Source organism: Caballeronia glathei (assembly GCF_000698595.1).
GTDB classification, from domain to species: Bacteria; Pseudomonadota; Gammaproteobacteria; order Burkholderiales; family Burkholderiaceae; genus Caballeronia; species Caballeronia glathei.
The window spans coordinates 79,206-93,357 of sequence record NZ_JFHC01000008.1 but is presented as its reverse complement, the minus strand read 5'-3'; the positions used below and the strand labels follow the sequence as shown (position 1 = coordinate 93,357).

The following is a 14,152-nucleotide window of genomic DNA, read 5'->3' as shown; positions in this document are numbered from 1 at the left end:
GGCAAATTCTATGAAGCCATCGATGAACGCCGATCTGCACTGTCATTCCACTGTTTCCGACGGCCAGCTCGCGCCCGCCGAAGTCGCGCGGCGCGCGCACGCGGGCGGCGTGACGCTGTGGGCGCTCACCGACCATGACCAGCTCGGCGGCCAGCGCGAGGCGCGCGAGGCGGCCGAGGGGCTCGGCATGCAGTACCTGAGCGGCGTCGAGATCTCGGTGACGTGGGCGGGGCGCACGGTGCACATCGTCGGCCTGAATGTCGATCCGGAAAACCAGGCGCTGCTCGACGGCCTCGCCGCGACGCGCAACGGGCGCGCCGCGCGCGGGGAGGCGATCGGCGAGGCGCTTGCGTCCATCGGCATTGCGAACGCGTATGAAGGCGCGCTGCGCTACGTGAACGACCCGAACATGATCTCGCGCACGCATTTCGCGCGCTATCTGGTCGACGCGGGCCACGCGCAGAACACCTCCGACGTGTTCGCGCGCTTTCTCTGCGAGGGCAAGCCGGGCTATGTCGGGCACCGCTGGGCGAAACTCGCGGACGCCGTTTCGTGGATCCGCGCGGCGGGCGGCGAGCCGGTGATCGCGCATCCGGGGCGCTACGACTACACGCCGGTCGAATTTTCCGCTTTCTTCGACGAATTCATCCAGCTCGGCGGCAGCGCGATCGAAGTGGTGACGGGCAGTCACACGCCGGATCAATATCGCGAGTACGCTGAGGTGGCGCGCCGCTACGGCTTTTACGCCTCGCGCGGCTCGGATTTTCATGGCGCGGGCGAAGGCCGCATCGACCTCGGCCAGCTTCCGCCGCTTCCCGCGGACCTGAAACCGGTCTGGGAACGCTGGCTCTGAGCGCCCGGGCGCGCGATACCGCGCATTCCTCGCGCGTTTCTGGCAGGATCGAAGGTTCATCCCAATAGCTGCACACCGATCATGCACCACGCCAGTCTCCGCACCCGGACCGAAAGCGCATCGTCCAGCCTGCGCGAGCGCTGCGCAGACGGAAGCACCGCCGCGTCCCGGCCCAAGCGATATCAAGAAAAGCGTTCCGCCATGTCCCAATTTTTCCGCATTCATCCGGATAATCCGCAGCCGCGCCTCATCAACCAGGCGGTGCAGATCATCAACGACGGCGGCGTCATCGCGATGCCGACCGATTCGAGCTATGCCCTCGCGTGCCATCTCGACGACAAGGACGCCGTCGAGCGCATCCGCCGCATCCGCGGACTCGACGAGAAGCAACTGCTGTCGCTCGTCGTGCGCGATCTGTCGCAGCTCGCCATTTTCGCGATGGTCGACAACCGCCAGTACCGGCAGATCAAATCGGTGACGCCCGGCCCCTATGTGTTCGTCCTGCAGGCGACGAAGGAGGTGCCGCGGCGCCTGTCGCATCCGTCGCGCAAGACGATCGGCCTGCGCGTGCCCGATCACGCCATCACGCTCGCGCTGCTCGAGGCGCTCGGCCAGCCCCTCCTCGGCTCGACGCTGATTCTGCCGCCCGACACCGAACCGCTCAACGACGCCGAGGAAATCCGCGGCCGGCTGGAAAAGCAGATCGATCTCGTGATCGACGCGGGCGCGTGCGCAGCGGAGCCCTCGACGGTGATCGACCTGACGGGCTCCGAGCCCGTGCTGGTGCGCCCGGGCCGCGGCAGCCTGGAGCCGTTCGGGCTCACCGCCTGAGAATGGAAAGCAAAGCGAAGCACGGACATAAATGAAGCAGGGAAATAAAACCAGGACATAAAGTCGGGCGAATTTTCTCAACCGGAGGCATCATCTTCGTTCATCCTTATGTTTCACCTCATTCGCCGAACCGGCGAACCACCCACGCTCGCCCCGCGCAACCGTGACTTCCACCGCCATGAGTGGCGCCTGAACCGCCTGATACGCTTGATACAATAGCGAGCTATGGATTCTTCCCTGATACAGACAATCGCGGTCTACGCGCTTCCGGTGATCTTCGCGATCACGCTGCACGAGGCCGCACACGGGTACGCCGCCCGCATGCTCGGCGACAATACGGCCTATGTCCTCGGCCGCGTCTCACTCAATCCCATGCGTCACATCGACCCGATCGGCACGATCCTGATTCCGATCGTGCTCTATTTCGTGACGAGCGGCGCCTTCATGTTCGGCTACGCGAAGCCGGTGCCGGTCGCGTTCGGCAATCTGCGCAATCCGCGCTGGGGAAGCCTCTGGGTGGCCGCTGCCGGCCCGGGCAGCAACTTCGTGCAGGCAATCATCTGGGGCGTGATCGCCGTGCTGCTCGCGGGCTTTCACGTCGAAGAGGCGTTTTTCACGCGAATGGCCGCGGCCGGCGTCGGCGTGAATCTCGTGCTCGGCGTGCTGAACCTCTTTCCGCTGCCGCCGCTCGACGGCGGGCGCGTGCTCGCCGCGCTTTTGCCCGTGCGCGCGTCGATCGCGCTGCAACGCCTCGAGCCGTACGGCTTTTTCATCGTGATGGCGCTCGTCGTGACCGGCGTGCTGACGCGCTACTGGCTCGGACCGCTCGTGAATGTCGGCTATGCCGCCGTGTCGGCGATCCTGAATCCCTTTGCTTCGTTCTTTCTATAAAACCATGTTCCCTGACCGTATCTTCTCCGGCATGAGGCCCACCGGGTCGCTGCATCTCGGCCACTATCACGGCGTGCTGAAAAACTGGGTGCGGCTGCAGTCCGAATATCCGTGCTTCTTCGCCGTCGTCGACTGGCACGCGCTCACGACGCACTACGAAACGCCGGAAGTGATCGAGAAGAACGTCTGGGAAGTGCTGATCGACTGGCTCGCATCCGGCATCGATCCGGCGCAGGCCACGCTGTTCATCCAGAGCCGGGTCCCGGAGCACGCGGAACTGTCGCTCCTGCTCGGCATGGGCACGCCGCTCGGCTGGCTCGAACGCGTGCCGACCTACAAGGAGCAGATCGAGAAGCTGAAGGAAAAGGACCTCTCCACCTATGGCTTTCTCGGCTATCCGGTGCTGATGGCGGCCGACATCCTGCTCTACCGCGCGTCGCTCGTGCCGGTCGGCGAGGACCAGGTGCCGCACGTCGAGATGACGCGCGAGATCGCGCGCCGCTTCAACTACCTGTACGGCCGCGAGGCGGACTTCGAGGAAAAGGCGCTCGAAGCCGCGAAGAAGCTCGGCGGCAAGCGGGCGAAGCTGTATCACGAGCTGCGTGTCGCGTATCAGCAGGAAGGCGACGACGAAGCGCTCGAACAGGCCCGCGCGATGCTGCAGGAGTCGCAGAGCCTGTCGATGAGCGATCGCGAGCGTCTCTTCGGCTACCTCGAAGGCGCGCGCAAGATCATCCTGGTCGAGCCGCAGGTGCTGCTCACCGCCGAGTCGCGCATGCCGGGGCTCGACGGCCAGAAAATGTCGAAGTCCTACGGCAACACAATCGGCCTGCGCGAAGACGCCGAGACGATCGCGAAAAAGGTCCGCACGATGCCGACCGACCCGGCGCGCGTGCGCCGCACCGATCCGGGCGACCCGGACAAGTGCCCGGTGTGGCAGCTGCATCTCGCCTACACCGACGAAACCACGCACGAATGGGTGCAGAAGGGCTGCCGCAGCGCGGGGATCGGCTGTCTCGAATGCAAGCAGCCGGTGATCGACGGCATCCTGCGCGAGCAGCAGCCGATGCTCGAGCGCGCGCAGAAGTACATGGACGATCCGTCGCTCTTGCGCGCGATCGTCGCGGACGGCTGCGACAAGGCGCGCAAGTTCGCGACCGAAACCATGCGCGAAGTGCGCGAGGCGATGGGGCTTTCGTACAACTGATGGCGGACATCGCGAGCGCCTGGGTGCGGCAGTGGTCGCACCTCGTCGAGCCGGGCGCAACGGTGCTCGACGTCGCGGCGGGCCGCGGCCGGCACGCGCGGTGGTTCGCCTCGCGCGGGCACGCGGTGCTCGCCGTCGACCGGGACGCGGAGGCGCTCGCCTCGCTGGCCGGCGCCGAGCGCATTACAACGCTTTCAGCCGATCTCGAAAACGCGCCGTGGCCGCTGAAAGCCGGTGACAGGTTCGCTGCGGTCGTCGTGACGAACTACCTTCACCGGCCGCTTTTTCCGCATCTCGTCGATGCGCTCGCGCCCGGCGGCGTGCTGCTCTACGAGACCTTCGCGGCAGGCAACGAAAGCGTCGGCAAGCCGTCGAATCCAGCGTTCCTGCTGAAACCGGGCGAGCTGATCGACGCGCTGCGGCCGCCGCTGCGGATCATCGCTTATCAGGATGGCTTCACGAGCGATCCGCGTGCATCCTACGTGCAGCGCATCTGCGCGGTCCGCGAGCCGGACCTTCCTTCAACGGGCCTCACCATTCGTAACAACGTGTCGATCCCGCCCCGTTACGATTTGGCTGGCTAATCCGCTACAATCGCGGTTTACCGATTAAATTCATAGCGTTTCATGACAAACGGAACACACGGCGGCATCCAGATCCGCGGCAGCATTCCTGCCATCGTCACACCGATGCACGAGGACGGTAGTCTCGATCTGCCGGCGTTTCGAAAACTGATCGACTGGCACGTCGAGCAGGGCACGAACGGGCTCGTCGTGGTCGGCACGAGCGGCGAGTCGGCCACGCTTTCGGTCGAAGAACACGTGTTGATGGTCCAGACCGCGGTCGAGCACACGGCCGGGCGGTTCCCGGTCATCGCGGGCGCGGGCGGCAACTCCACGGCTGAGGCGATCGAGCTCTCGAAGGCGGCGAAGAAGGTCGGCGCCGACGCGACGCTTCAGGTCGTCCCGTATTACAACAAGCCGACGCAGGAAGGCATGTACCGCCATTTCGCGAAGATCGCGGAATCGGTGGATCTGCCGGTGATCCTGTACAACGTGCCGGGCCGCACCGTTGCCGACATGAGCAACGAAACGATCCTGCGCCTCGCGAGCGTGCCGGGCATCATCGGCGTGAAGGAGGCGACGGGCAACATCGACCGCGCCGCGCACCTGATCAAGCACGCGCCGTCAAGCTTCTCGATCTTCAGCGGCGACGACCCGACGGCGATCGCGCTGATGCTGCTCGGCGGCCACGGCAACATCTCGGTGACGGCGAACGTCGCGCCGAAGGCCATGAGCCAGCTGTGCCGCGCGGCGCTCGAGGGCGACGCGATCACGGCGCGCCGAATTCACCTGAGCCTGCTCTCGCTGCACAAGCAGCTTTTTTGCGAGTCCAATCCGATTCCGGCGAAGTGGGCGCTTGCCGAAATGGGCCGCATGGAAGGCGGCATTCGCCTGCCGCTCACGCCGCTCGACGCGCGTTATCACGACATCGTGCGCGATGCGTTGCGCGAAACGGGGCTCCTCGGCTGATGGCTCGCGGCGGCACGCGACATACGAACAAGAGCATGCCGCCGCCAGCCGAGAAGATCACTCAGTCGCCCGTCATCAACCGTCGTTCATCGACCTCGTTCCCGGCATCGACTCCAGGCAACGCGCTTTCAGCATCACGAAGGACCCCATGAAACGTTCCGCACTTTCCACTCACGCCACGCGCCTGAGCGTGTTGTCGCTTGGCCTTGCCTCGGTCGTCGCGCTGTCGGGTTGCGACACGCTGAACGACTGGCTCGCGCCCGATCGTGTCAACTACAAGGCCGCTGAAACCGCGCCCTCGCTCACGGTGCCGTCCGATCTCTCCACCGCCGACATCAGCCAGCGCTACGCCGCGCCGCCGAAGGTCAACTCGCTCGGCGGCGGCGCCGAGCGCGCGCTTACGCCGGCGGGCAATGCGACCCTCGGCGTGCCGACTGCGCAGGACCCGTACGGCATGCACGTCGAGAACGACGGCGATCGCCGCTGGCTCGTCGTCGACGGCCGCACGCCCGATCAGCTGTGGGGCCCGCTCAAGGAGTTCTGGGAAGAGAGCGGCTTCACGCTGAAAACGGATGCGCCGCAGACCGGCATCATGACGACCGACTGGGCCGAGAACCGCGCGAACATTCCGGATGACTGGTTCCGCAAGAGCGTCGGCAAGCTGATCGATTTCGCGTATTCGTCGGGCACGCGCGACATGTTCCGCACGCAGGTCGAGCGCGCGCCGGACGGCTCGACCGACATCTCCGTCACGCACAGCGCGATGGAGGAAGTGCTGACCGGGCAGGACAAGACCGGTTCGCGCTGGGAATCGCGGCCGCGCAACCCGGCGCTCGAAGCGGCGTTCCTGGTCAAGATCATGCAGAAGTTCGGCCTGACCGAGGCGCAGGCGAAGCAGCTCGTCACGGATGCGCGCCCGGCGGGCGTGAAGGTCGCGGTTGAGCAGACGGGCGGGTCGTCGACGCTCGATATCTCCGAGCCGTTCGATCGCGCCTGGCTGCGCGTGGGCCTCGCGCTCGATCGCACGAACTTCACGGTCGACAACCGCGATCGCGAGAAGGGCATCTATTACGTGCACTACTCGGATTCGATGCAGGAGATGAAGAAGGACGGTCTCTTCGGCAAGCTGTTCTCCAGCAGTTCGCCGAAGCCGACACGTCAGTTCCTGGTCAACGTGCGGCCGAAGGCGGACTCGGTGACGCAGGTCGCGGTGGTCGATGCGAACGGTCAACTGGACAACTCGTCGGATGCGCAGCGCATCGTGTCGCTGCTGCACGCGCAATTGAACTAGGCGCGGCCGTGAGGTTTGCCAGTCTCGGCAGCGGCAGTGAAGGGAACGCATTGCTCGTCGAGGCGACGAGCGGCACGACAACCACCCGCGTGCTGCTCGACTGCGGTTTTTCCGCGAAGGAAGTGGAGCGCCGGCTCGGCCGGCTGGGGCTTCGCATCGACGACATCGATGCGATCCTGATCACGCACGAGCACTCGGACCATATCGGCAGCGCGCTGACGCTTGGCCGCAAGTGGTCGATTCCATTGCACATGAGCTGGGGCACCGCGCGCGCGATCGGCGCGGACGAGGCGCCCGTCGATTTGCGGGTGGTGTGGGGCGACGAGAGCCTCGCCATCGGCAACCTGAGCGTGCTGCCTTACACGGTCCCGCACGATGCCCGCGAACCGCTGCAATACGTCTTCTCCGACGGCGCCTGCCGTCTCGGCGTGCTGACCGACGTCGGCGTGTCGACGCCGCATATCACGAGCGTTCTCTCGGGCTGCGATGGCCTCGTGCTCGAATCCAATCACGACCTGCAGATGCTTGCGCAAAGCCGTTATCCTGCGTCGCTGAAGGCGCGCATCGGCGGTATGCAAGGGCATCTGAACAACGATGCCGCCGCCGGGATCCTTGCGTCGCTCGACCGCTCGAAGCTGCGTCATCTCGTGGCGGCGCATCTGAGCCAGCAGAACAACCTGCCGCACCTCGCGCAGGCGGCGCTTTCGGCCGTGCTGGGGGCTTCACAGGCGGATGTAGTCGTGGCGACCCAGGACGACGGTTTCGACTGGCTTGCGCTATGAACCGGCCGGTTGCATGCCGTCGTCAGGTGTCCAACATGTAAGACACAAAAGTACGTAATACACAAAAGACGCAGACAAAGAAAAACCGGCCCGAAGGCCGGTTTTCTTTTTTCAGGCCTCGCCAGGAGGCCCGGGCAAGCCTTACTGGCTCGCGCCCGATGCCGGAGCAGCCATCGCGCCCGAAGCAGCGGCAGCAGCGTCGCTTGCAGCGGCGCCAGCGTCGCTAGCAGCAGCCGTTGCGCTCGATGCTGCAGCGGTTGCGTCCGAAGCAGCAGCAGCGGGTGCCGAAGCAGCCGAAGTATCGCTTGCAGCGCTCGGAGCAGCCGTTTCGCTAGACTTGTTGCATGCAGCAAGAGCAACAGCAGCCAACAGGGATGCTACGAGGAGAGATTTCTTCATGATCACGTCCTTTTATGGTTAAAGGTAAGCAACAGCGCAAAGTACCGGTAATGTGTGCTCCAACACCGACCTGGGCCGCTGTGGAGACTCACGATTATTTTGGTGTGAGACTTCCTACGGCTTGGGCGGAAATTATATGCACTTTCGTATCGACCGTCGATAAATGCGGGGCCAATACGTTGTCTTTCTCATACAAACTTTCACATAGCGGAACGCCAAGACGGGCTTTACGTCAGGCGTAAGCGTCGACCTGAATCCAGCCCGCACAATACCACTCGTGCAGCAGCACTGTCATTGTCGAATCGTCTGTAAGTGTTACAAAGCGTTTCGCCTCCAGACGCCTTGTATCGGCCAATTCCGGCAGCCATTTTCTCGCTTTCGCCGACAGTTTTTCAGCTTCGCCATTGAGGAAATAAGAACGCTTGTCGTAAAGCAAAATCGACTTTCGATCCAGCCTTACACCCGTTTTCTTTACACGTTCAACAAACTTTTGCTCATTCATCGGCCGAGCGGGCGGATCGAACACGACATTCGCCTTTGGTTCGCTCAAATAGCTGCCGAGAAACGCGGCGACGTCGTTTTCGTCCCAGTTCACGTTTGCAAGGATCGCGCCAACCCGCTCGACAAGCAACGGCGGAAGCTGCGCCGGATGACCGACAGGCACCTGCTTGGGGTCGCGATAGTGCGCGTCGGCGGATGCGGACTGCCCCGAGCGCTCCGCCAGATGGTAGAGAAACTGGCCGGTCAGCTCGTGCGTGGACGGCGCGCGAAAGCCGATCGAACACGTCATGCATTCGCCGACGGCGACACCGTCGTGCGCGATGTGGGGCGGCAGATACAGCATGTCGCCCGGCTCCAGTACCCATTCCTCCTCGGGCTCGAAATGCTGTAAAACTTTCAACGGAAGTCCCGGTTTTAGCGAGAGATCACGCTGCGCACCGATGCGCCAGCGGCGCTTGCCGTGGACCTGGAGCAGGAACACGTCGTAAGAGTCGAAATGCGCGCCGACACCGCCGCCGTCGGTCGCGTAGGAGATCATCAGGTCGTCGAGTCGGGCATCCGGGATGAAGCGAAAACGGTTCATCAGCGCATGCGCGCGGTCGTGATGCAGGTTCACGCCTTGCACGAGCAGGGTCCATTCGCGCTTTTTCAGAGATGGCAGCTCGTCGGGCGCAAACGGACCGTGTTCGAGGTTCCAACTACTGCGAAAATGGGTGATGAGACGCGACTCGACGTCGTCGAGATCGGCGAGTTCGAACAGTTCGCCGCGCGTAAGCGGCGCCTGGATATCGGGGATGGCCTGACGGATCAAAAGCGGCTTTTTCTGCCAGTAGCGGCGCATGAACTGCGCCGGCGTGCGATTGCCCAGCAGGGGGGTGATTTCGTCGGGGAGCGGCGCCGCGAACGGGCCGGCGGTTGCATCAAGGGGCCGCGTTGGCATCGTATAATTGAGGCTTGTATCTTGGAGAATCCAATGAAAATCGCAAAAGACACAGTCGTATCAGTCGCTTACAAGCTCTCGGATGCGCAGGGCAATCTGATCGAGGAAAGCGACGAGCCGATGGTCTATCTGCACGGCGGCTATGATGGCACGTTCCCCAAGATCGAGGAAGCGCTCGACGGCCACGAGGCCGGCTACCAGACGCAGATTCAGCTCGAACCGCAGGACGCGTTCGGCGAATACGATCCGGAACTCGTGAAGGTCGAGGCGCGCAGCCGCTTTCCCGAGCCGCTCGAAGTCGGCATGCAGTTCGAAGGCACGCCCGAAGACGGCGAAGACGACGCCGACTCGCTGATCTACACGGTCACCGACGTCGCCGAGGACAAGGTCGTGCTCGATGGAAATCATCCGCTCGCTGGCATGGCGCTGCGCTTCGCGCTGTCGGTGCAGGAAGTGCGCACGGCCACCGACGACGAAATCGAGCATCAGCACGCGCACGGCGCCGAGGGCCTCGAAGTGCTCGACGAAGACGAAGACGACGCGGAAGACGAAACGGGCAAGCAGTCGGGTCCGACGCTGCATTGACCGGGCTGGATCGAATAAAGGAAGAGGGCGCACCGCGGTGCGCCCTTTTTATTCGCCGCCGCCCTCCGACGGGTTCGCGCGATACGTGCCATACGCGCCATTCGGCACGCCTGAGGCGGGCGTCGGCAGGATCGGCGGCAAGGCTTGCGGCGGGCTCAGGATCGGCGGCAGCGACGGCTGCGATGGCGATGTCGGCGGCGTAGGCGGGGGCAGTCGGGGCGCGACGGGCAGCGACGCCGGCAGGTCGTTGCGAGGCTGGCTCTGCCACGGCTGGAAATGGGGCGCGGGATTCGGCGCGCTTGCTTCAGAGGGAGGTTCGGCGGGGAGCGCGGGGGACGCTTCGGCGGGCGCGGCCGCGCTGCCCTCGCGCAAGGCGACGTCGCGTACCCGCACGCGAAACGGCGGCCGCCAGCCGAAGTCCGTCTCGACCTCGAGCCATTGCGCCTGTGGCTTGTGCAGCGCCATCGCAATGCGCGTGAGATTCGCCACGACCGCGCCCTTGTCGTTGTGCAGCGGCTGGTCGATGCGAAAGCCGTTCGGCAGCGCCGTTTCAGATCCGTGAATGACGATGACAGGACCGCGAAACAATTCCGCGGCCTTCACGAGACTGCGCTTGAATTCGAGAAATCCGTCGCGTCCCTGGTTGCCGTGCGAGAACCGCAGCCACGAGAACCGGTCGCGACGCTCATAGCGCGAGAAGTCCGGGTCTCCCTGAATGATCACGACGAGCGCGCGCAGCTCCGCGCGCCGCGCCGATTCCGCCGCGTGCTCGAGCCAGAACGTGCTCGCGACCGACCGGTCCTCGAATTCGCCGTTGCGCCCGCCCGCCGTCAGATAGTGGTTGTTCGGGCTCGGCGCATTCAGTCCGATGAACGCGATGCCGTTCGCCTGCCAGCGCACGTTTTCCCGGAACGGCCGAAAGCGCGCAACCTCGCTTTCTCTCGCGAGCGAAAGCGGTGTCTGTCCGAGCGAGGTCGCATCGCCGAAGAAGAGTTGCCGCACGAAGTCGAGCCGCTCCACGGGATCGTAGCCGCCTGCCTGCGCGAGCGCGCAGTCGGCCCAGTCGTGCTGGCCGGGCAACAGGATGAGCGGGGTGCGCGACGCGTCGAGCAGGTCGTGCCGCGACTCGTAGACGTTGTCGCGGCACGGTTCGGTCGGGCCTTTGATGTTGCCGTCGTAGACAATGAACGACATGTCGCGCTCGCGCGCGATCGCATCGAGGAGTTGCCGCACGGACGCCTCGTCGGCGGGGCGGGTCAGCGCATCGGCGATGAGGGCGAAGCCTAGCGGGGTGCCCTCGCTGCCCGCACCATCCGCACCGCCCGGCCCGGCTTCGGCCTGCTGCCGCACGAGCGCGCCGCAGAGCAGCACGGCGAGCACGGCACACACCGCCGCGCGATGCACGCGCGGCGAGCGGGCGGACGAAGCCGCTTCAACGCGACGCATCCGGCGCAAGCGTCGCCAGTTCATGCAATTCGTAAAGCAGGTCGAGCGCATCGCGCGGACGCAGATCGTTCGGATCGAGTGCGCGCAACTTGTCGAGCACCGGATGGTCCGCGGCGGCGGGCGCCTCCTCGCGATCCGGCGCGTCTTCGACAAACGGTGCCACCGCGAACAGATCGAACTGCGGCGACGGCTGCCCGATCGACTGCTGCTCCAGATGCACGAGGTGCTTGCGCGCGGCGCGAATGACCGCCGACGGTACGCCTGCCAGTTGCGCGACCTGCAGCCCGTAGCTCTGGTTCGCCGGGCCCTCGTTCACGGCATGCAGGAAGACGATGCCGTGATCGTGCTCGACCGCCGAGAGATGCACGTTCGCCGCATGCGCGAACTCGTTCGGCAACTGCGTCAGCTCGAAATAATGCGTCGCGAACAGCGTGTAGCAGTGGTTGTGCGACAGCAGATGCCGCGCGATGGCCCAGGCGAGCGCGAGGCCGTCGAAGGTCGAGGTGCCGCGGCCGATCTCGTCCATCAGCACGAGGCTGGACGCGCTCGCGTCGTTCAGGATCGCCGCCGCCTCGGTCATCTCGACCATGAAGGTCGAGCGGCCGCCGGCGAGATCGTCCGCGGCGCCGATGCGCGTGAAGATGCGATCGAGCGCGCCGAAGCGTGCGCGCTTCGCGGGCACATAGCTGCCGATGTAGGCCATCAGCGCGATCAGCGCGGTCTGGCGCATGAACGTGGATTTACCGCCCATGTTCGGGCCGGTGATGAGCAGGAGCTTGCGCTCCTGGCTCAGGCAGCAGTCGTTGGCGATGAACTGCTCGACCTGCGCCTCGACGACCGGATGCCGTCCCTGTTCGATGTCGATGCCGGCGTCCGCGGCGAACTCCGGCGCGACCCAGTCGAGCGCGCGGGCGCGCTCGGCGAACGCGCCGAGCAGGTCGAGTTCAGCCAGCGCGCCGGCGACGCGCTGGCAATCCGCGATGAACGGTAGGAGGCTCTGCAGCAGCGCGTCGTAGAGCGCGCGCTCGCGGGCGAGCGCCCGTTCCTGTGCGGAGAGCGCCTTGTCCTCGAACGTCTTCAGCTCAGGCGTGATGTAGCGCTCGGCGTTCTTCAGCGTCTGGCGGCGGCGGTAGTCGTCGGGCACCTTGTCGGTCTGGCCGCGCGTCACTTCGATATAGAAGCCGTGCACCTTGTTGTACTCGACCCGCAGGTTGCCGATGCCCGTGCGCGCGCGTTCGCGCGTCTCCAGGTCGATCAGGAACTGGTCGCAGTTTTCCGAGATGTCCCGAAGCTCGTCGAGGTCGGTGTCGTAGCCGCGCGCGATCACGCCGCCGTCGCGGATCAGCGCGGCGGGCTCCGGCGCGATGGCCGCGGCGAGCAGTTCGAGACACGCAGGCGGCGGCTCGAGCGCGGCGTCGATGCGTTCCAAAGCGGTGGCGTTCGTGCGTACCGCGCCCAGTTGCTCGCGCAGTACGGGCAGCGCGGAGAACGTGTCGCGCAGGCTCGACAGATCGCGCGGCCGCGCCGAGAGCAGCGCGAGCCGCCCCGTGATGCGCTCGACGTCGGCGATTTGCCGCAGCGAACTGCGCAGCGCATCGAGGCTCGCGCCCGGCGGCGCGTCGAGCAGCGCGCCGATCGCCTGCTGGCGGCCCCGCGCGATCGACGAATCACGCGGCGCATGATGCAGCCAGTGACGCAGGAGCCGGCTGCCCATCGTCGTGCAGCAGGTGTCGAGCAGCGAGCAGAGCGTCGGCGATTCCGTGCCGCGCAGCGTTTCGGTGAGTTCGAGATTGCGCCGCGTGGCGGGATCGAGCCCGATGTATTCCGACTCGTACTCCACCTTGAGGCTGCGCACGTGCCGCAGTTGCTGGCCTTGCGTCGCGGCGGCGTAGAGCAGCAGCGCGCCCGCCGCGCCGCACGCGCAGGTGAGCGAATGCGCGCCGAAGCCGTCGAGGCTCGCGACGTCGAGCTGCTCGCAAAGCCGCTGATTGCCCGAGACGACATCGAAGTGCCAGGCGGGCACGCGCGTCGTCGCGCCGATGCCCGGTACGCCAAACGACGCGCCCGTGTCGGCGATCGAATCCGCGATCAGCGTCTCGGCCGGGCGGATGCGCTCGAGCGCCGCGCCCACTTCCTCGGGTGTCACTTCCGCGAGGCGCAGCGCGCCGCTCGCGAGATTGAGCCACGCGAGGCCGACGCTCGTCACGACGCCGCGCCGGTTGTGCGACGGACACAGCGCGAGCAGATAGACGTCGTTCTTGTCGGAGAGGAGGGCGGCGTCGGTGAGCGTGCCGGGCGTGACGACGCGCACGACCTTGCGCTCCACGGGGCCCTTCGACGTCGCCGGATCGCCGATCTGCTCGCAGATCGCCACCGATTCGCCCAGCTTCACGAGCTTCGCGAGATATTGCTCGCACGCGTGATGTGGCACGCCCGCCATCCTGATGGGGTTGCCGCCCGAAGCGCCACGCTGCGTGAGCGTCAGATCGAGCAGGCGCGCGGCCTTTTCGGCGTCCTCGAAAAAGAGCTCGTAGAAATCGCCCATCCGGTAGAAAACGAGCGTGCCGGGATGCTCCGCCTTGATGCGCAGATACTGCTGCATCATTGGCGTGTGGCGCGACAGATCGGTGGCGTCGGCGGTGGTGGATGCGGGGATTGCTGTCTGATTGCCCATCGTGCGTGCGTTCGGTGCGGGAGGGCCGGCTCGCGAAACCGAGCCGACCATACAGGGCAAGAGTGTAACCCGGCGCGCGCGGCACGCGCCGCCCGGCCGGATGGCCAACGTGATGTAAGGGAGAACGGCGCGAACGCCTGGAAAAGCGAGCGTGCCGTGAAGCGGATGCCGTCAGGCGCGCGAAAAAACCCTTGAAAAGGCAAACGCCGGAGGAGGCCCC

13 protein-coding genes are annotated in these 14,152 nt (G+C 65.5%); 9 read left to right on the top strand and 4 right to left on the bottom strand.

What is annotated here, in order from left to right; translation table 11 throughout:
* Nucleotides 1–22: 22 nt before the first annotated feature.
* The 8 genes from BG61_RS08210 to BG61_RS08175 all read left to right on the top strand — a co-directional run bounded on the left by BG61_RS08210 (nucleotide 23) and on the right by BG61_RS08175 (nucleotide 7,387).
* Nucleotides 23–853: a 3',5'-nucleoside bisphosphate phosphatase gene (locus BG61_RS08210; RefSeq protein ID WP_035938169.1), complete on the top strand. Its 831-nt coding sequence runs from the start codon at nucleotides 23–25 to the stop codon at nucleotides 851–853.
* A gap of 201 nt (nucleotides 854–1,054) precedes the next feature.
* Entirely contained in the window at nucleotides 1,055–1,684 is a 630-nt protein-coding gene (locus BG61_RS08205) for an L-threonylcarbamoyladenylate synthase (RefSeq protein ID WP_035937971.1), read from the top strand.
* Nucleotides 1,685–1,909: 225 nt separating this feature from the next.
* The gene (locus tag BG61_RS08200; RefSeq protein ID WP_035937973.1) at nucleotides 1,910–2,575 is read left to right on the top strand and encodes a site-2 protease family protein; all 666 of its coding nucleotides are present in this window, start codon (nucleotides 1,910–1,912) and stop codon (nucleotides 2,573–2,575) included.
* A gap of 4 nt (nucleotides 2,576–2,579) precedes the next feature.
* The gene (locus tag BG61_RS08195; protein ID WP_035937975.1) at nucleotides 2,580–3,782 is read left to right on the top strand and encodes a tryptophan--tRNA ligase; all 1,203 of its coding nucleotides are present in this window, start codon (nucleotides 2,580–2,582) and stop codon (nucleotides 3,780–3,782) included.
* Nucleotides 3,782–4,366 carry a class I SAM-dependent methyltransferase gene (locus BG61_RS08190; protein ID WP_035937976.1) on the top strand — a complete coding sequence of 195 codons (585 nt, stop codon included), beginning with the start codon at nucleotides 3,782–3,784 and terminating at the stop codon, nucleotides 4,364–4,366. The genes BG61_RS08195 and BG61_RS08190 overlap by 1 nt, the downstream gene beginning before the upstream one ends.
* A 42-nt stretch (nucleotides 4,367–4,408) precedes the next feature.
* The gene (gene dapA / locus BG61_RS08185) at nucleotides 4,409–5,314 is read left to right on the top strand and encodes a 4-hydroxy-tetrahydrodipicolinate synthase (RefSeq protein WP_035937978.1); all 906 of its coding nucleotides are present in this window, start codon (nucleotides 4,409–4,411) and stop codon (nucleotides 5,312–5,314) included.
* Nucleotides 5,315–5,462: 148 nt separating this feature from the next.
* Complete coding sequence (gene bamC / locus BG61_RS08180; protein WP_035937979.1) at nucleotides 5,463–6,605, top strand: outer membrane protein assembly factor BamC; 1,143 nt, start codon at nucleotides 5,463–5,465, stop codon at nucleotides 6,603–6,605.
* Nucleotides 6,606–6,613: 8 nt separating this feature from the next.
* Nucleotides 6,614–7,387, top strand: coding sequence for an MBL fold metallo-hydrolase (locus BG61_RS08175; RefSeq protein ID WP_035937981.1), 774 nt, complete (start codon nucleotides 6,614–6,616; stop codon nucleotides 7,385–7,387).
* Between the two features lie 141 nt (nucleotides 7,388–7,528).
* On the opposite strand, the gene BG61_RS43890 is transcribed toward BG61_RS08175, so the two are convergent.
* Both BG61_RS43890 and BG61_RS08170 read right to left on the bottom strand, forming a co-directional pair.
* Nucleotides 7,529–7,786: a hypothetical protein gene (locus BG61_RS43890; protein WP_075584131.1), complete on the bottom strand. Its 258-nt coding sequence runs from the start codon at nucleotides 7,784–7,786 to the stop codon at nucleotides 7,529–7,531.
* 232 nt (nucleotides 7,787–8,018) lie between these two features.
* Entirely contained in the window at nucleotides 8,019–9,227 is a 1,209-nt protein-coding gene (locus tag BG61_RS08170) for a cupin domain-containing protein (RefSeq protein ID WP_051672373.1), read from the bottom strand.
* Between the two features lie 33 nt (nucleotides 9,228–9,260).
* On the opposite strand from BG61_RS08170, the gene BG61_RS08165 reads away from it, so the two are divergent.
* A complete protein-coding gene (locus tag BG61_RS08165) occupies nucleotides 9,261–9,812 on the top strand; it encodes an FKBP-type peptidyl-prolyl cis-trans isomerase (RefSeq protein WP_035937982.1) in 552 nt (183 codons plus the stop codon).
* A gap of 48 nt (nucleotides 9,813–9,860) precedes the next feature.
* Here the strand turns inward: BG61_RS08165 and BG61_RS08160 are convergent, their stop codons facing one another.
* Nucleotides 9,861–11,258, bottom strand: coding sequence for a hypothetical protein (locus BG61_RS08160; protein ID WP_051672372.1), 1,398 nt, complete (start codon nucleotides 11,256–11,258; stop codon nucleotides 9,861–9,863).
* Nucleotides 11,245–13,932, bottom strand: coding sequence for a DNA mismatch repair protein MutS (mutS, locus tag BG61_RS08155; protein ID WP_035937984.1), 2,688 nt, complete (start codon nucleotides 13,930–13,932; stop codon nucleotides 11,245–11,247). The genes BG61_RS08160 and mutS overlap by 14 nt, the downstream gene beginning before the upstream one ends.
* Between the last annotated feature and the right edge of the window lie 220 nt (nucleotides 13,933–14,152).